Here is a 17499-nt window from a genome sequence, read left to right as displayed (position 1 = left end):
CCTGCGCCCGGGCGAACGCTTCACCAGCCGCACCGAGTTCCGCTTCCCGCACCTGCCGGCACCCATGCCCGCGGGCTGACGACGGCCGCCGCCGGTCCGTCGCCGCCGACAGACCGCCGCCGGGCGCCACGCCGCCGCGTCCGGCCGGCCGGCGGCGTTGGTGACCTGTTGGTACCCGGTTAACGCCCCGCGGCAGGCTCCCGTCAAGATCGAACGCGCCCCGCGCGCGAACGCGTACACCGACAGGAGCCCACAGCATGCGTCCCCTGCACAAGTTCGCCGCCTCCGCCGCCGTGGCGGCCGGCACCCTGGCCACCACCCTCACCGGCGCGAGCGCCGCGCACGCCGACTCCCAGGACGGCTGCAACTACCCCTACGTCTGCATCTACAACGGCTACGAGGCGAACTCCCCGATCGTCGCCATGTTCCGCGACGTGACCAGCTACTACCAGAACACCACCCACCGGACCGGCTTCAGCGTCGTCAACACCCGCAACGACGACACCGTCTGGATCCGCTGGACGCTCGGCACCATGACCTACTACGACTGTCTGACCCCGGCCACCCAGCCCAACAACAGCATGGCCGCGATCGGCACCATCACCGGCATCAAGATCTCCGACTCCGCCAGCTGCTGACACCCCGGCGGTGGGTGCGCCCGGCCGGGCCGGGCGGTCCCCCCCCACCGCCGAGCCGGCCGCAGCGAGCCGGCCGGCGACCGGTTCAGGCCGGGCCCGGGGCGGCCGGCTCCTCCTCGCCCTCGGTGTCCAGGTGCGGCAGGATCCGGTCCAGCCAGCGCGGGATCCACCAGGCGTGCTTGCCGAGCAGCGTCAGCACGGCGGGGACGAGCAGCAGCCGCACGATGGTGGCGTCGATCAGCACGCTCACCGCGAGGCCGAGGCCCAGCATCTTCACCACGATGTTGTTGCTGATCAGGAAGGCCGCGAAGACGCTGACCATGATCAGTGCGGCGCAGGAGATCACCCGGGCGGTGATCTCCAGGGCGTGCGCGACGGCGCCCTTGCTGTCCCCGGTGCGCAGCCAGGCCTCGCGCACCCGGGCGAGCAGGAAGACCTCGTAGTCCATGCTGAGGCCGAAGACGATGGCGAACATCATCATCGGCACGTAACTCTCGATCGGCACCTTGCCGTTCACCCCCAGCGCGGGCCCGCCCCAGCCCCACTGGAAGACCGCCACCACCACACCGTACGAGGCGGCGATCGAGAGCAGGTTGAGGACGGCGGCCTTGACCGCGATCAGCACCCCGCGGAACACGATCAGGATGATGATGAACGCCAGCCCCACCACGGTGGCGATGATCAGCGGCAGCCGTTCCGACACGATGTCCAGGAAGTCCACCTGGGCGGCGGTGGTGCCGGTGACGTACCCCGAGGCGGCGGTGCCGGCCACCGCCTGCGGCAGGGTTTCGTCCTTGAGGGTGTTGACCAGGTCGGTGGTGGACCTGTCCTGCGGGGCGTTCACCGGGATGACCGTGGAGACCAGCGCGTTGCCGTCGCTGGTGGGCTGGAGCGGGGTGACGGTCGCGGTGCCGGGCACCGCGGCCAGGGCGTTCTGCACGCTGGTGGCCAGCGCCGCGCGGTCGCCCGAGGGCACCGCGTTCTGGTCGATCACCACGGTCAGCGGACCGTTGGTGCCCGGGCCGAAGGCGTCGCTGATCAGGTCGAAGGCGCGCCGGTCGGTGAAGCTGGTCGGGTCGGCGCCGTCGTCGATGTGGCCGAGCTGGATGGAGAACAGCGGGATCGCCAGCACGCCGATCACCACCACGCCGACCGCCATGAACCACCAGGGGCGGCGCTCCACCTTCTGTGCGTAGCGGTGCCACGGGCCGGTGACCTGCTCGTCGGGCCCGGTCTCGGTCTCCGCGATCGGCTTGCGCAGGTGGAAGCGGTCGATGTTGCGCCCGGCCAGGCCCAGGAACGCCGGGGTGAGGGTCAGCGCGCCGAGCACCGCGGTGATCACGGTGACCGCCGCGGCGATGCCCAGGTTGCCGATGAAGCTCACCCGGGAGACGTACAGGCCGGCCAGCGCCACGATGACGGTGCAGCCGGAGACCAGGACGGCCCGGCCGCTGGTCGACACCGCGTGCCCGGCGGCCGTCGCCGGATCCTCGCCGTCGATCAGCCGTTGCCGGTGGCGGGTGATCAGGAAGAGCGAGTAGTCGATGCCGACGCCCAGGCCGATCATGGTGGCCAGGGTGGGCGAGACGGTCGCGAAGGTGAGCGCGTTCGCCAGCAGGCTCAGGCAGCTCAGCCCGACGATCACCCCGATCAGCGCCGTGACCAGGGGCATTCCGGCGGCGATGACGCTGCCGAAGCCGATGATCAGCACAATGACGGCGACCGCGAAGCCGATCGCCTCGCTCAGCAGGTCGGTGGTCTCCGGCCGGGCCAGCTCCCCCAGCGAGCCGCCGTACTCGACCTGGACGCCGGCCGCGCGCAGCGGTGCGACCGCGGCGTCGACGCCGTCGAGGTACTCCTGCCCGAGCGAGGACGGGCTGACCGCGAACCGCACGGTGATGTAGGCCGTCGTGCCGTCCGCGGAGAGCGGCGCGTTGGGCGGCGGCTGGGCGCCCGGGGCCGGCGGGGTGGCGGGGATCGGGTCCACCGCGGACAGCACGTCCGGCAACTGCTCCAGGGCGGTGACCGTCTGGCCGATCTGGCTCTGGAACGCGGTCAACGGCGTGTCGTCGTGCAGGACGATCGGCGAACTGAACCCGCCGGCCGACGGCTCGTACATCTTCAGGACGTTCAGGCCGGTGTCGGACTGCGTGCCGGGCAGGGTGAAGTCGTCGGAGTAGGTGCCGCCGACGGTGTTCTGCAGGGCGTGCAGGCCTCCCAGGCCGACCAGCCACAGGACCATGACGACCACGAAGTGCCGCGCGCACCACTCGCCGAGTGCCCGCAGCCCCTTGGGCGGGGCGGCGGCCCCAGGAGTACGGCCGGCCCGGCTTGCTGGTGCTGACATGCGGACTCCTGGGCTCGCTCGCGGTAACGGCCGGAGCGGCGGCCGGCACCGGGACGGGCGGCGGACGGCTCCCGGGCCGAGCGTAGGTGTCGGCCGGGCCGCCGACACCCGGGGCGCGGGCCATTCGCCCGGCCAGGCACGCTAACGGCTGACCGCCCGCCGCCGATCGGCCGAACGGCCGGTCAGGCCCCGGGCGGCCCCGCCGCCCGGGCACGAACCGCCGCCCGGCCCCGGTCAGCGCGGCCCGGTGCGCCGGCCGGCGGGCCCGTCCGCGGCGGTGAGGAAGTCCGACACCACCACCGCGAACTCCTCCGGCCGGGCGGCGTGCACCAGGTGCCCGACCGGGATGGTGACGATCCGGCAGTCCGGGACGAGCCGGGCCAGCTCGGCGATGCCGTCCTGCGGCACGTGGCTGCGCGACCCGCCGGCCACCACCAGCGTGGGCGCGGTGATCAGCCCCAGCGCCCCGAGCCAGGCCGGGTCCGGCTCGTCCACCTGGCCCTTGATGGCCGGCACCACCGCCCAGTCGTAGGACAGCGGCCCGTCCGGCCTGGTCAGCTCGGCCGGCTTCCTGGGGAGCGGCGCCGGGACGTCCTCCAGCACCAGCCGCCGCACCCGCTCCGGCTCGGCCGCCGCGACCAGGTACGCCACCACACCGCCCATCGAATGGCCCACCAGGTCCACCGGCCCGGGCCCGAGCGTCGCCAGCAGGGCCAGCACGTCGTCACGCATCAGCTCGAAGGAGTACGCGCCCGGGTGGTCGCTGCGCCCGTGGCCGCGCAGGTCAGGCGCGTACACCCGCCGGTGCCGCGCGAAGGCGTCGCGTACGCCGTCCCAGTCCGTCGCGTCCTCGCCGAGCGCGTGCAGCAGCACCAGCGGACGGTTTCCGGGATCCCCCGACACCCGGTGGGCCAGCCGGATTCCACCGAGCACGGTCTCGCAGTCATCGGTCATGCCCGAAACGTACCCGCGAGGGGCGGGCGCCGGAACACCACGCGCCCGGGCGCGGCGCGGCGCCCGACGCAGTGTCACTCCGGCGGCCCGCGCCCGCGCGGGGCGGCTCCGGCCGGTGCCGGCCGCGGCCCGCCCTGGCCGGCTCAGTCCGCCGGCCGGTCCACCGACAGCCGGTGGACGCAGCAGTCCCGCAGGAGCCGCAGCAGCGGACGGAGCCTGCGGTCGGCCCGGCGGGCGGCCTCCTCCAGGGCCGGCAGGTCGGCCGCGGTGACCGCCGCGGCGGGACGGGCGAGCCAGGCCGACGGGTGCTGCAGGTCGTGGCACACGGTGCGCGGCTCCTCCTCGGGCCCGGACTGCGGGGGCCAGCCGCCGTGCGCGACGAACCGGCCGTCCGGCGAGACCTTCCAGGTCATGGTCCGGTCCTGGAATCCAGAGGTGGCCGGCGGCTCCGGCACCGGTTCCAGCGTCTGCGAGTCGAAGAAGTACGGCCGGTCGAAGGCCCAGCCGCCCACCACCCGCCAGGCCGGTACCGCGAACAGGTGCTCCAGGACCGGTGCGGCCACCTCACCGGTGGGCGACAGCTCCCGGCCACGCAGCTCCCACCGGCGCAGCCCCCCGTTCGCGCCGGCCGTGAGCAGCCGGTCCGGGCCGAGGAGGAGCAGCTCCGCCGCGCCGGCCGCCCCGGCGTCGGCGATCACCGCCGCCCCGGGCAGTGCGGCGAGCACGATCCGGTGGCCGTCCGTCAGGGCGATCCTGGTGCCCGCGGGGTCGACGGCGAGGCGGTCGCAGCGCCGCAGCCCGGTACCGTCCATCGGGACGGGGACCGGGGCGTCCCCGCCCGTGCCGACCAGGACGGCGCGCATCGCGCGCAGGCCCACGACGTATCCCTCGGCGGTGGCCGCCAGCCGGGCACCGCGCAGGGCGTCCCCCCAGGCCAGGCGCTCCTCACGGCCGCGGTCGAGCAGGGCGAGTTCGAGGTCGGGGGGATGCGGCAGGGTGCGCAGGCCGACGGCGCGGCGCGGGCCCAGGCAGGCCACCGACAGCCACTGGTACCGGTCGCCGCGGTGGAGCCGTCTCACGCGGCCGCTGCCGAGGTCGACGGCTCGCAGTGCCCAGGTGCCGTCCGGCTGGACGCCGTGCAGCGTGAGCGCGGGCCTCCCGTGGGCGAAGGAGAGGCCCTCCCCGGTGCCGTAGTGGGCCGGCAGTGCGGTGCGCGGCGCCGCGACGGACCCGGGGGGCGGGACCGTGGGCGGTTCCGCCGCCGCGAGGCGCTCGGCCAGCGACCGGGTGGCGACGTCGGGCGGGGGCAGGCGGTGCAGGAGCGCACGGGCGAGCCGGATGCCGTCCGTCAGCGGGACGGACAGGACCAGCGTCCAGAGCCCGGCCGGGTCCCCGGCGGTGGTGAGGCGTTGCGCTTCGCGGTCGATGTCCTCGGCCGTCCCCCAGGGGATCCGGGGGGCGTGACGGCGCCGCGCCCGCTCCTGCTCGGCGGCGGCGATCCGGGCCGCCCACCGCTCCCGCTCCTCGGTGGTCCGGGCGGCCTGCTCGTGCAGGCCGGCGGTGCGCTGTACGGAGCAGATCACCGCCAGGGCGTGGACCAGGCCGGGGCCGTGGGCCGTCAGGTCCTCGTCCGCGAGCCGCCGCCAGTGGGGCAGGACGGCCTCCCGGTCGGGCAGCCCCGCCCGGTCGAACGTCGCGACGGCGGTGACCTGTTGGAGGGCCTCGGCCAGCCCGTCGCGGTACGCCCCCGGGTCGGTTTCGGCCAGGTAGGCGAAGAGGGTGACCCCGGCACGGACACCCGCCATCGTCATCGCCCGGTGCTCCGCCGGGTCCGGATCCGGGTACGGCTCCTCTCCGCCGCCCGCCGGGGACTCCGGGTCGGGATCGGCGAGGCGGGCCCGGACCAGGGTGCTCTCCGCCAGCGCGGCGGCGGCCTCGTCCGGGCGGCCGGCGGCGGCCAGGGCGCGGTGCAGCACCATGAGCCCGTCGGCCAGTTGGAGTTCCAGTACGGCGGGGTTCGCGGTCACGAGGCGCCGGTCGATCCGCACCGCCTCCGTGGCGAGGTCAACGGCCCGCTGCCGCCGTTCGGGGGTGACGGCCGGCAGGCCGGCGAACCCCGGCGCCGCCGTGGCGATCGCCTCGGCGAGCTGGTTGTCCCCGGCGATCCGCCCGGCCAGCACCGTCAGGGCGTACGCGAGGCTCGCCTCGTGGCGGGACGGCTCGTCCGCCGCGAGGCGGCGGTACAGGAGGACGGCCTGTTCGAGGGCGGCGAGCGCGCCCCTGCCCCGGAGGTAGCCCATCGGCAGCAGCGAGGCGAGATTGGCCAGGCAGGGTGCCAGATGGACGTCCTCGGCCGGGTCGGTCCTGGACAGCTGCCAGAAGATCTCCAACGCCCGGTGCTCCGTCTCCAGGGCCGCCACGGTGCGCCCGGCGGCGCGCTGCCTGTTGGCGAGATTGACCAGCAGCGCGCCGCCGGCCGACACCGGGGCACCGGCGTCCAGCCAGCCGGCCCGCCCGGCGATGTCCACGGCCTCCTGGGACAGGGCGAGCGCCTCCTGCTGCCGGCCGTACCGCCCGAGGCGGGTGGCGAGGTTGGACAGCACCTTGGCGAACCGCGGTTCGAAGGCCTGCGGGTCCGCCTCGGCGAGCGGCCGGTAGAGCCTGGCCGCCTCCTCAAGGGCGGTGAGGTTCTCGCGGTAGCGGCCGGCGCCGGCCAGGGCGACCGCGAGGCGGGCGTGGATCGCGGCCCGTGTCGCGGGGTCGTCCGTCCGGGCCAGCCGCCGCTGCGCCAGGGCGCAGGCCAGGTCGGCCGCCCCGGGGGCCAGGTCGGTGTGGTCGTGGGCGGGGAGGTGCGACTCCACGGCCTCCAGCAGGTCGAGCGGGGCATCCGGCAGCGCGGCCAGGGCGCTGAGCGCGGAACTGCCCGCCTCGACGGCGAGTCCGGGCCGCTCGCGCAGCAGCGGGAAGAGGTGCCCGGCCCCGATGTGCGGCCAGCGGTCGGCGGCCACGGCCAGCAGGTTGACGGTGCGCCGGATCCAGCCGGGGTGCGGCGGGCCCTCGGTGAGTGCCTGGACGGTGCCCCGGGCCCACGGCCCCGCCGGGTAGTCGGCCGGGTGGCCGGGGAGGGTGAGAGCGGTGAAGTCCTCGGCGAGGCGGTCGGGGTGGAGCGGTTCGAGGACGGTGGCGCGGGCGGGACCGACGGGCGGGTAGCAGCTCGCGTGGTCCGCCAGCACGCGCTCCGCGGGGAGGCCGAGGCCGAGGCGCCCGATCACCTGCGCACCGGCCGGCGGCGCCAGCGGGCCGGTGAGCGCGGCCGTGAACACCACCCGGTTCATCACCTCGGGCGGGGTGGCCCAGGGCGGCCCGGGTGACTCCCGGCCGCCGAGCCGGTGGGTGCCGTCGCCGTGCCGACGGGCCCAGTGCAGGTGCTCGCGGTCCAGCAGGTAGAGGGTCAGCCCGGCCATGTCGGTCGGTGTCCGCCGCCCCGTCGACCGGGCGTCGACGGTCACCAGCGCCGCCATGTGGACGGCCAGGGTCAGCCCGAACTCGGAGCCCTCCAGCCAGGGCGGCGGCGCCGTTCCCCCGGGCGAGATCACCCCGTACTGCGCGGCGAAGCCGTCGCGGGCGGCGAGGAACATCCGGCCGCGCGGGCCCGCCGGGTCGTCAGGGTCGCCGAGCGCGGCGAGCGCCTGGGTGGAGGTGCCGGCCCGGTGGTCCGCCAGGGCAGCGCGGACCGCGGGCCAGGGCCCGGTGTCGCGGGCGATCATCAGGACCCGCGCGGGGACCGCCCTCCGGTGCAGCAACGCGTTGCTGAGCAGCCAGGTCAGGTGGGACAGCGGCCACCGGTCGGCGTACTCGACGAGCAGCAGCAGGCCGGCCGCGCCGTCCAGGCGCAGGTCCTGGCTGCCCGGCGGCGGCAGGACGGTGCCGGGGCCCTCCGTGGCGGTGACGACCTTCCAGCCCTCGGCGGCCATCTCCCGGGCCAGCCGGGCCGCCAGCCGGGTCTTGCCCTGGCCTCCGGGGGCGTGCAGCCAGCGGACGGCCAGCCGGGGGCCGTCCGCGCACCAGGAGCGCAGCCCGGCGAGCTCCTCGGTGCGTCCGGTGAAACCGACCACCTCCCAGCGGGCGTTGAGCATCCGGCTGGGCAGTTCGCGCAGCCAGCCGTCGTCGACCGGATCCTCGGGGCGCCAGTTCTTCAGCAGGTAGACGGGTGTGCCGTCGCCGAAGACATGGATGTCCGCGCCGATCGCGCCGTAGGCGAAGCCGGCCTCCGCGACGACGCGTTGACCCGGCTGACCCGAACGACCCGGCTCCCCCGGCTGCCCGTCCGGCTCGTCGGCGGCTCCCGGAATCCTCACGACGGCTCCTCGGCCGCCTCCTCGCTCCGGCCGGCCGCCGGCGGCGGGTCGGCCCGCCCCGACTCGTACACCACCACGTTGCCGCCGAGCGCCCCGTAGGCCCGGCCGTGGTCCCGGGCGGTCACGTTCATGGTCCAGTTCTGCTCGGCCCGGGGCAGGGCCGCGACCGTGCGGTCCACGAACGCCTGGATTTCCTGGGCGAGTTCGGGGCGCTCCGTCAGCAGCGACTCCCACTCGACCTGCCAGGCCGGGGCCAGCGCCCCGCGCACCCGGTCCTGGTCCTGGGCGCGGGAGACCAGCTCGGCGTCGTGGTCCAGCCGGGTCGCGACGGCGCTCTGCCGGCTCTCACCGTCCCGGCCGAAGAGCCCGGCCGCGCCCGCCCTGACGGTCTGCCAGACATCGGTGGCCATCGCCCCGACGAGTGCTGTACCTCCGGCTCCGGCCAGTGCGACCAACGACTCGGCGAGCATGTGTCCTCCTGCGTTCCAGTGCCGGCTCCGGCTTCTGACATGCTGCCATCATTGCCGCCGAGCCGGTACCGAACAGGAGCCGCGCGGCCCGGGACCGGTCACCGACCGGACCTGCCGGGCGGTCCGCCCCCCCCCGGTCGCCTCCGAGGGCGGCCGGGGGCGGGAACTACCCCCGGGGGACGGTCAGCCCATGGTCTTGGCGCCGTCCAGGGCCTCGCGGATGATGTCGGCGTGACCGGCGTGCTGGGCCGTCTCGGCGATGATGTGCAGGAGGACGCGGCGGGCGGACCACCGGACGTCACCGTCGAACCAGGGCGCCTTCGGCAGCGGGTGGGAGGCGTCCAGGTCGGGGAGGGTGGCGACCAGGTCGTCCGTACGGCGGGCGACCTCGGCGTAGGCGTCGAGCACCCCCGCCAGGGTCTCCCCGGGCAACAGCCGGAAGCCGTCCCGGCGGTGGGCGAAGTCCTCCTCGGTCATGGCGGTGAAGTCCGGCATCGCGGACGGGCCTTCGAGGATGAACCCGGCCCAGCTCTGCTCCACATCGGTGACGTGCTTGACCAGGCCGCCCACACAGAGCTCGCTCACGGTGGAGCGTTCGGCGGCCTGGGCGTCGGTCAGCTCCTTGGCGGTGAACCGCAGGAAGAAGCGCGCCTTGCCGAGCTGCTCCAGGAGGTCTGCGCGCTCGCCGACGAGGGCCGGGGACTCGGGGTGGGTGCTGAGCTGGTTCATGGGCTTGTCCGCCTTCGTGAGGTGCTGTCCTGCCGTTGAGAGAAACCATAGGAGAGATCTAGGCCAGTTCATGGCCTAGATCTCCCTTCGAAGCGCCTGCGTCCGCCCGGTCCGGCGAGGTGGCCGCGCCCCGCCCGACCGGCCGTCAGACCGCGTCGGCCGCGGACCGCCAGGCCGCCAGGAGTCGCGCGTGGACGTCGCCCGCCTGGCGCAGACCCGCCCGGTAGGCCGGCTCCCAGGCCGCCAGGTCGCCCAGGTCGGGGCCGAAGGCGCGCACCGAGGCCGGATCGGGGCCGACGGTCACCACCGTGTCCGCCCCCACGACGGCCAGTTGCCGGTCGAGCGTGTCCCGGGGGAACAGATGGGCCATCGGCTCGACCACGACGAGCCTGCGGGCCCCGGCGGCGAGATCGGCGTTGGAGCCCGCGCGCAGCGCACCGTCCATGTACCGCCGGCCGTCGACGGCGACGGGCGGCGCGGCCCCGGGGAAGGCGCTGCTCGCCGCCACCGCGTGCGCCAACGGCACGCCGCTGGCGCGGTCCCACACCACCGGCTCACCGGTGGCGGCGTCCACGGCGGTGACCAGCAGCCGCCGCTCCGGCCACGCGTCCGCGCCGATCAAGGCGGCCCGGCCCGCGAGCAGGGCCTGCTCGGCCCGGTGGTCGGTACCGCCGAGCGCGATCCGGCCGACCCGGCGCCTGGCCTCGCCGGGCTCCAGACCGCGGTCGCCGAGGACGGCGAACACCTCGCCGGTCCGGCCGGGGTCCGCCGTCAGCCGGTGAGCCGCCGGGCGGGCCGAGGAGGCGAGCCGCCCCAGGTCCTGCCCGGTGGCGAGCAGCGCTCCGACGATCGCGCCGGACGACGTCCCGACGATCAGGTCGGCCTCGCCCAGGTCCACGCCGTCCTGGCGCAACCCGTGGGCCAGCCCCGCCGCCCAGGCGGTGCCGACGTGACTCCCGGGACCCAGGACGAGCGCTCGGTCGAAGGCGTGCAAGGTGATCTCCCCTCGTTGTTGAAACAGTCGTACCATATACTCGCTGACGCAGTCTCAACTCCGTTGTTCCGCAGGGAGAAGCACCATGGGGCGACCCGCCGATCCGGCCCGTCGCGAGCGCACACTGGCGCAGGCGACCGACTACGTGCTGGCGCACGGCCTGGCCGGGCTGAGCCTGCGGCCACTGGCCGCGGCCCTCGGCACCAGCCCGCGGATGCTGCTCTACGACTTCGGCAGCAAGCAGGAGCTGGTCGCGGCGGTCCTCGCCGAGGCCCGCCGCCGGGGTGCCGTGCGCCTGGCCGGTCGCCTCCCGGCGAGGACGGGTTCCGTGCAGGACCGGCTGCGTGGCATCTGGGCGTGGATCAGCGCGGACGAACGTGCGCCGTTCGTCCGGCTGTTCTTCGAGGTGCACGCCGACGGACTGGTCCACCCCGAGAACTACCCCGGTCAGGGCGAGGCGATCACGGACTGGTTCGACACCCTCGGCGCCACCTTCCATGACGTCTGCACCGGCCCTGACGACACCGTCACGCCCACGGTGGTGATGGCCGTCGTCCGGGGCCTGCTGTTCGATCTCACCGCCACCGGAGACCGCCGGCGCACCGATCGTGCGCTGGACCGCTTCGCCGAACTCCTGGACCGCTGACCGGTCCTGGCGTGATCTCGACCGATCGCCGGCAGCCGGGGGACGGCACCGGTCCCCGGTGGCGGGTGACGGTCCGGGAGCCGCCCGACCGGCGGTCCGGACGGTCGTGCCGTCGGTGGGCCGTCCAGGCCCGACCGATCACCCGGGAACGGCACGGGGGCGTCGGCGAGGCCGCGCGAGGAGGTGTAACTTCCCTGCCATGGTGGAGCATCAGGAGGAGACCAGGGCGGCCTACGACGTCGTCGTCGAGCTGTACGCGTCGATGTTCGCCGACCGGCTGGAGACGCGGCCGCTCACCCGGGCCATGGTCGGCACCTTCGCCGAGCTGGTGCGCGGGACGGGGAACCCCGGGGCGGCGGACGTCGGGTGCGGTCCCGGGCACCTCACCGCCGTGCTGCACGACCTGGGGCTGGACGCCTTCGGGCTGGACCTCTCCCCGGCCATGGTGGCCCACGCCCGGCGGGCCCATCCGGCGCTGCGGTTCGACGTGGCGCGGATGGAGGCCCTGCCGGTCGGCGACGGCGCGCTCGGCGGCCTGCTGGCGCACTATTCGATGATCCACACCCCGCCCGGCGAACTGCCCGCGCTGCTCGCCGAGCAGGCGCGGGTGCTGGCGCCGGGCGGGCTGCTGCTGGTCTCGTTCTTCGCGACCGACGGGCCCGGGCCGGTCCGCTTCGACCACAAGGTGGCGCCCGCCTACAGCTGGCCGGCGGACCGGTTCGCCGAGCTGCTGGCCGGGGCCGGGTTCGTCACGTTCGCCCGGCTGCTCCACGACCCGGCCTCCGAGCGGGGCTTCCTCGACGCCCACCTGCTGGCCCGTCGCGGCCCGGAGCGGTGACGGCGGCGGGGCCTCCGTCGGCCGGACCGGCGATCACGGCGGGCCGATCACTGCGGGCCGCTCGCTCCGGGCCGTTCGCTCCGGACTGTTCGCTCCGGGCCGTTCAGGCGCCGGCCGGCACGGCGGCCGTGAGCTCCTTGCCGTACCAGACCTCCGCGTAGGGGCCGGTGTTGTAGGCCGGGATCTCGGTGTAGCCGTGCCGGGTGTAGAGCGCCCGGGCCTCGACCAGGTCGAGCCGGGTGTCCAGCACGATCCGGCCGGCCCCGAGCCCCCGGGCCGCCTCGTCCACGGCCGCCATCAGCCGGGCGCCGCCGCCCGTACCGCGCACCTCGGAGCGGACGAACACCCGGGTCAGCTCCACCGTGCCGGCGTCCCGCACCCGCAGCCCGGCGCAGGCCTGCGGCCGGCCGCCGAGACGGCCGACCAGGAACAGCCCGGTCGGCGGCACGAGGTCGTCGCTCGGGAAGGCGGCCAGCCCCGCCTCGATCTCCTCGGGGGTGGAGACCCGCCCCTGGTGGTGCAGGAAGTACCGGTCGCTGACGTCGATCAGGTAGTCGCGGAGCAGCGCGGCCGCCTCCGGCGAGGTGACGGTGGCGGGGGCGACGGCCCAGGCCGGCGCGGTGGTGCTGAGGGTCATACCGGTCATTGTCGGCGGCAGCGGATGATCTTGCCAGGGAATTTCCGAGCCCCGGACAGCGGCCCGGCACGGGCCGGACCGGCCCCGCTCAGGCCGGTTCGGACGCGGTCGGGAGCAGTCGGACGCGGTCGGACCGGCCCTGGCCCGCTCCGGCCCGCGCGGACCCGCCCGGGCCGTCAGCCCGTCGGGCCCGGGGCGGCGGCCGGAGCCACCGCCAGGTCGCGCCGGATCCGGCCGGCGATCTCCGCCCAGGCCTCGGCCAGGTAGAAGTGCCCGCCGGGGAAGACCTGCACGCTGCTGCCCGCGGTGGTGTGCTCCGACCAGGCCTCGGCCTCGGCGACGCTCACCCGGGGGTCGCTGTCCCCGACCAGCACCGTGACCGGTACGTCGACGGTGACGCCCGGCGGGCAGCGGTACGTCTCGACGGCCCGGTAGTCGGCCCGGACCCCCGGCAGGACCAGCTCGCGCAGCTCCGGGTCGGCCAGGGCTCCGGGAGCGGTGCCCTGCAGCGCCTCGATCTCGGCCACCAGGTCGTCGTCGCCGAGCAGGTGGACCCGCTCGTTCCTGGTCCTGGACGGCGCCCGGCGCCCGGACGCGAACAGCACCGGCGGCGGACCGGCCGGACCGTCCTGGAGCCGCCGGGCGACCTCGAAGCCCAGCACCGCGCCCATGCTGTGCCCGAACAGTGCCAACGGGCCGCCCGTCCAGGGCCGCAGCGCGGCGGTGATCCGGTCGGCCAGCGTCCCGATGTCCTCCACCAGGGGCTCGTGCCAGCGGTCCTGCCGGCCGGGGTACTGGATCGCCAGCACCTCGATGCCGGGGCCGAGCAGCTCCGACAGCGGGAGGTAGAAGCCGGCCGAGCCGCCCGCGTGCGGCAGGCAGACCAGTTTCACCCGGCTCTCCGGTGACGGGTGGAAACGCCTGATCCACCGTTCGCTGTCCCCGCCGCCGCCCGTCGTGCTCATCCGGTGCCGTCCGCCCCTCGTCGTCGTCCCTGGTGATCGTGCCTGGCACTGGTCGTGCCCGGTACCGGTCGTGCCTGCTACCGGTCCTGCCCGGTACCGGTCGCGCCTGCTACCGGTGCCCGCCCGCGGTTCCTCGTCCGGGCCCCGCCGTGACCCGTGGCGCCACCGCGGGGCGGTTCCGAGAATATCGGCGCCCGGCGTCCGGTCGACCCCTATTCCGTCCCGGCACCCCCTACCGCGCGGCCACCCGGGTGAGACCCGCCCCGGCCGGACGGGCCGTCGGCCCCGGGCCGGGCGGCCGGGGCGGGAGACTGGCCGGACGGGCCACCGGACCAGGACGGCCCCGACCGGCACCGGAGGCGCACGACCATGACCGACCTGACGCCCGCACCGCAGGTGTGGCCCTCACTGCGGGCGAACGACGCCCGCGCCCTGATCCGCTTCCTGGTCGAGGCCTTCGGCTTCGAGGAGACCGTCGTGTACGGCGAGGGCGACCGCGTCGACCACGCCCAGCTCTGCTGGCCGGAGGGCGGCGGCGTGATGCTCGGCTCCACCCGGCCGACGGACGAGGCGGACCGGTGGCCGCTGCGGCCCGGCCACTTCGGCGCGTACGTGGTGACCTCCGACCCCGACGCGGTCCACGCCCGCGCCGTGGCGGCCGGCGCCGAGGTGGTCGACGGGCTGCACGAGACGGACTACGGCTCCCGGGACTTCGCGGTCCGCGACCCGGAGGGCAACCACTGGTCCTTCGGCACCTACCGCGGCGAGCCGCGCAAGTCGCCGCCGCCGGCGGCGGGCTGACCGGCCGTGCCGCCGGCCGGACCGCCGACCGACGCCGCGCCCGGCCCGGCGGCCGCGCTGGAGCGGCTGCGCGCGCTGTGCCTGGCGCTGCCCGGGTGCGAGGAGCGGGTGAGCCACGGCGAGCCCAGCTGGTTCGCCGGCGGCAGGCGGATGTTCGCCACCTTCGCCGACCACCACCACGACGACCGCACCGCCTGCTGGACGGCCGCGCCGGCCGGCGTCCAGGAACACCTGGTGGCCACCGGCCCGGAGCGGTTCTTCCGCCCGCCGTACGTCGGCCACCGGGGCTGGGTCGGGGTGTACCTGGACCGGCCGGTCGACTGGCCGCAGCTGGCCGACCTGTTGCTGGAGGCCTACCGCCTCACCGCACCGGCCCGGCTCCGGGCCGCCCTGGACGAGGACGTCTGACGGGACGCCCGGCCGGTCACCCGGACCGGGCGTCCCCGCATCCCCCGCGTCGCCCTCGCCTCCCCGGCCTCTCGCGCGCCGGGTCCGACGGCCCGTCCCGGCGGCCCGGCGGGCCGTCCGTTCGCGGGCTGACGGGCCGTCCGCCGCCTGCGCACAGGGCGCGCGGTCACGGTTGGGTGACCATCCGCCCCCCGGAACTGGATCACCCTTTCGGAGCAGTCCCCCGGACCGATAGGTTGCGGCCTCCACCGCTTCCCGGCCCTGGCCGGACCAGTCCGAAGGATCACGTTGTCCACTCCGCCCGCCCAGGCCTTCCCCGGCGCCGAACAGCACCACACCGCACCGCTGGGAGGCGAGGCGCCCTGGACCGCCCCCGGCCCGTACTGCCGCTTCTGCGGCTCGGTGCCCGCCGTGGAGGCCACCATCCGCGGCCACCAGGGCTTCCTGGTCATCATGAAGTTCCTCAAGCTCAAGGGCCCGTTCTGCCGGTCATGCGGCGTGGCGGCGCACCGCAGGATGACCGCGGACAGCCTCTGGCAGGGCTGGTGGGGCCTCGCCTCCGCGGTGATCAACCCGGTCACCATGCTGATCAACCTGCCCCAGCGCGCGAAGATCAACAAGCTCGCCGAGCCCGTCCCGGGCGCTCCCGGGCAGCCCGCGGACCCGGGCAAGCCGCTGTACCGCCGCCCGGCGATCCTCGGCCTGCTGGTCCCCGTGATCGCGATCGGCCTGATCGCCTTCCAGGCCGGACGGGACCCGTCCTACGCCGAGGTCGGCGACTGCGTGCACAACAAGAACGTGATGACCGAGGGCGTCGACGACACCGACCCGGACGTCGTGGTGCTCTCCTGCTCGGACCCGGACGCCGATGCCCGGATCATCGCCAAGGTGTCCGGCACCTCGAACGGCGACAGCGCCTGCAAGGGCTACCCCGACGCCGACGGCTGGTACACCCACGAGGAGCGCTCGACGAAGTTCACCCTCTGCCTGCAGTTCCTGAAGTAGCCGGTCCGAAGCAGGGAGCCTGAAGAAACCGGCCCGGCGCCGGCCGCCCGCGGCGACTCGCGCGGCCGGCCCGGCGCCGGGCGATGTCGCACAGGCCTGCCTGCGGAGATCCGGGGTAGCCTCCGGCCATGGCGACCCTGGACACGATGGACCGTGCACTCTTCGACCGGGTGGCGCGGGCCCGGCTCCCCGGCCTGCACCCCTGGCTGCCCCGGCTGAGCCGGGCCGCCGACCACGGCGTGCTGTGGCAGGCCTCGGCGGCCGCACTCGCCGCCTTCGGCGGCCGGACCGGGCGGCGGGCCGCGCTGCGCGGGATCGGTTCACTGGCCATCGCGTCCGCGGTGGCCAACGTCGCGGCCAAGCACCTGACCAGGCGTCCACGGCCGCTGCTGGAGCAGGTGCCGCTGGCGCGGCAGCTCGTCCGGCAGCCGTTCACCACCTCCTTCCCGTCCGGCCATTCCGCCTCCGCGGCGGCCTTCGCGGTCGGGGTGGCGATCGAATCCCCGCTGCTGGGGGCGGTGGTGGCGCCGGTCGCGGGCGCGGTGGCGCTGTCCCGGGTGTACGTAGGCGCGCACTACCCCGGGGACGTGCTGGCCGGGGTGGCGCTCGGCGCCGGCGCGGCCGCGCTCACCCTGCGCTGGTGGCCCCGGCACGTGGCCGCGACCGTCCCGGCGGCGCCGCCGCGGGTGGCCGTGCCCGCGCTGCCCGGCGGCACCGGGCTCTGCGTGGTCGTCAACACCGGCTCGGGCGGCGGCAACGGCAACGGTGACGGGCCCGACCCGACGGCCGCGGAGCTGAGCTCGCTGCTGCCCGGGGCGGACGTCCGGCTGTTCGGCCCCGACGACGACCTGGCGGAGTTGCTGGAGTCGGCCGCCGACGACGCGGCCGGCCGGGGCGGCGCGCTGGGCGTGTGCGGCGGCGACGGCACGGTCAACCTGGCCGCCTCGGTGGCGGCCGCCCGCGGCCTGCCGCTCGCGGTCTTCCCCGGCGGCACCCTCAACCACTTCGCGGTGGACCTGGGCATCAACTCGCTGCGCGCCACCGCCGAGGCGGTGGAGGGCGGCCACGCCTGCGCGGTCGACCTCGGGCTGGCCGCCGACGACGGCCGGCAACGGGTCTTCGTGAACACCTTCAGCCTGGGCGTCTACCCCGAACTCGTCAGCCTGCGGGAGAAGCTGGAGGGCCGGATCGGCAAATGGCCGGCCCTGGCGATCTCGGTGCTGCGGGTGCTCGCGACCGCCGAGCCGGTCGAGGTCGAGGTGTCGGGCGTCCCGCGCCGGCTCTGGCTGCTGTTCGCGGGCAACGGGTCCTACGACCCGCCCGGCTTCGCCCCCACCCGCCGCGCGGGGCTCGCCGACGGAAAGCTGGACGTCCGGACGGTGGACGGCAGCAGCCCGTTCGCCCGGACCCGGCTCGCCGGCGCCTTCCTGTCCGGGACGATGGGACGCTCCCGGGTCTACCGGGCGGCCCGGCTCTCCGGTCTGGAGGTGACCTCGCTCGGGTCCGCGCGGCGGATCTCGGTGGACGGCGAATCGGTGCCGGCCCACGGGAGCCTGCGCCTGGCCAAGGCCCGCGCCGGGCTGACGGTGTACCGGCCGGCGGAGCCCGACCCGGCCTGAGCCGTCGGCCTCGGTGCGCCGGAGCCGCGCCGCAGCCTGACGGTGCGCCGGGCCGGCCGGGCCGGCCCGGCGCACCGTCAGGCTGCGGCG

15 protein-coding genes are annotated in these 17499 nt (G+C 75.7%); 7 read left to right on the top strand and 8 right to left on the bottom strand.

Annotation, left to right across the window (positions count from 1 at the left end; genetic code table 11):
* The first annotated feature begins 257 nt into the window (after positions 1–257).
* A complete protein-coding gene (locus IE329_RS38750; protein WP_190215776.1) occupies positions 258–638 on the top strand; it encodes a hypothetical protein in 381 nt (126 codons plus the stop codon).
* A gap of 85 nt (positions 639–723) precedes the next feature.
* Here IE329_RS38750 and IE329_RS38745 read toward each other — a convergent pair whose 3' ends face one another.
* From IE329_RS38745 to IE329_RS38720, 6 genes are all read right to left on the bottom strand, one after another.
* On the bottom strand, positions 724–2985 hold the full coding sequence (locus IE329_RS38745; protein ID WP_190215775.1) for an MMPL family transporter: 2262 nt from the start codon (positions 2983–2985) through the stop codon (positions 724–726).
* 234 nt (positions 2986–3219) lie between these two features.
* Entirely contained in the window at positions 3220–3939 is a 720-nt protein-coding gene (locus IE329_RS38740) for an alpha/beta fold hydrolase (RefSeq protein WP_190215774.1), read from the bottom strand.
* 143 nt (positions 3940–4082) lie between these two features.
* Complete coding sequence (locus tag IE329_RS38735; RefSeq protein WP_190215773.1) at positions 4083–8297, bottom strand: tetratricopeptide repeat protein; 4215 nt, start codon at positions 8295–8297, stop codon at positions 4083–4085.
* Positions 8294–8767 carry a hypothetical protein gene (locus IE329_RS38730; protein ID WP_190215772.1) on the bottom strand — a complete coding sequence of 158 codons (474 nt, stop codon included), beginning with the start codon at positions 8765–8767 and terminating at the stop codon, positions 8294–8296. The genes IE329_RS38735 and IE329_RS38730 overlap by 4 nt, the downstream gene beginning before the upstream one ends.
* 183 nt (positions 8768–8950) lie before the next feature.
* Positions 8951–9496, bottom strand: coding sequence for a DinB family protein (locus tag IE329_RS38725; RefSeq protein WP_190215771.1), 546 nt, complete (start codon positions 9494–9496; stop codon positions 8951–8953).
* Positions 9497–9641: 145 nt separating this feature from the next.
* Entirely contained in the window at positions 9642–10490 is an 849-nt protein-coding gene (locus IE329_RS38720; RefSeq protein ID WP_229928129.1) for a patatin-like phospholipase family protein, read from the bottom strand.
* Positions 10491–10575: 85 nt separating this feature from the next.
* Here IE329_RS38720 and IE329_RS38715 point away from each other — a divergent pair, with 85 nt between their 5' ends.
* Both IE329_RS38715 and IE329_RS38710 read left to right on the top strand, forming a co-directional pair.
* A complete protein-coding gene (locus IE329_RS38715) occupies positions 10576–11136 on the top strand; it encodes a TetR/AcrR family transcriptional regulator (protein ID WP_190215769.1) in 561 nt (186 codons plus the stop codon).
* A 199-nt stretch (positions 11137–11335) separates the two neighbouring features.
* Positions 11336–11974: a class I SAM-dependent methyltransferase gene (locus tag IE329_RS38710; RefSeq protein ID WP_190215768.1), complete on the top strand. Its 639-nt coding sequence runs from the start codon at positions 11336–11338 to the stop codon at positions 11972–11974.
* A 103-nt stretch (positions 11975–12077) separates the two neighbouring features.
* On the opposite strand, the gene IE329_RS38705 is transcribed toward IE329_RS38710, so the two are convergent.
* Together IE329_RS38705 and IE329_RS38700 are read right to left on the bottom strand one after the other, a co-directional pair.
* Positions 12078–12620, bottom strand: a complete 543-nt coding sequence (locus IE329_RS38705; protein ID WP_373311438.1) for a GNAT family N-acetyltransferase — start codon at positions 12618–12620, stop codon at positions 12078–12080.
* 167 nt (positions 12621–12787) lie between these two features.
* Entirely contained in the window at positions 12788–13576 is a 789-nt protein-coding gene (locus tag IE329_RS38700) for a thioesterase II family protein (protein WP_190215766.1), read from the bottom strand.
* Positions 13577–13945: 369 nt separating this feature from the next.
* Between IE329_RS38700 and IE329_RS38695 the strand changes: the two genes are divergently transcribed.
* From IE329_RS38695 to IE329_RS38680, 4 genes are all read left to right on the top strand, one after another.
* On the top strand, positions 13946–14377 hold the full coding sequence (locus tag IE329_RS38695) for a VOC family protein (RefSeq protein ID WP_190215765.1): 432 nt from the start codon (positions 13946–13948) through the stop codon (positions 14375–14377).
* Between the two features lie 6 nt (positions 14378–14383).
* Positions 14384–14785: an MmcQ/YjbR family DNA-binding protein gene (locus IE329_RS38690; protein ID WP_229928128.1), complete on the top strand. Its 402-nt coding sequence runs from the start codon at positions 14384–14386 to the stop codon at positions 14783–14785.
* Positions 14786–15073: 288 nt separating this feature from the next.
* Positions 15074–15790 (top strand): LppU/SCO3897 family protein, encoded by a 717-nt coding sequence (locus IE329_RS38685; RefSeq protein WP_190215764.1) that lies wholly within the window; start codon positions 15074–15076, stop codon positions 15788–15790.
* A gap of 128 nt (positions 15791–15918) precedes the next feature.
* The gene (locus tag IE329_RS38680) at positions 15919–17409 is read left to right on the top strand and encodes a bifunctional phosphatase PAP2/diacylglycerol kinase family protein (protein WP_190215763.1); all 1491 of its coding nucleotides are present in this window, start codon (positions 15919–15921) and stop codon (positions 17407–17409) included.
* Positions 17410–17499 lie beyond the last annotated feature (90 nt).

This window comes from Kitasatospora indigofera (genome assembly GCF_014655955.1).
Classification (GTDB): domain Bacteria; phylum Actinomycetota; class Actinomycetes; order Streptomycetales; family Streptomycetaceae; genus Kitasatospora; species Kitasatospora indigofera.
Note: the sequence above shows the minus strand (reverse complement) of the source record. Positions and strands in the feature narration are given on the sequence as shown.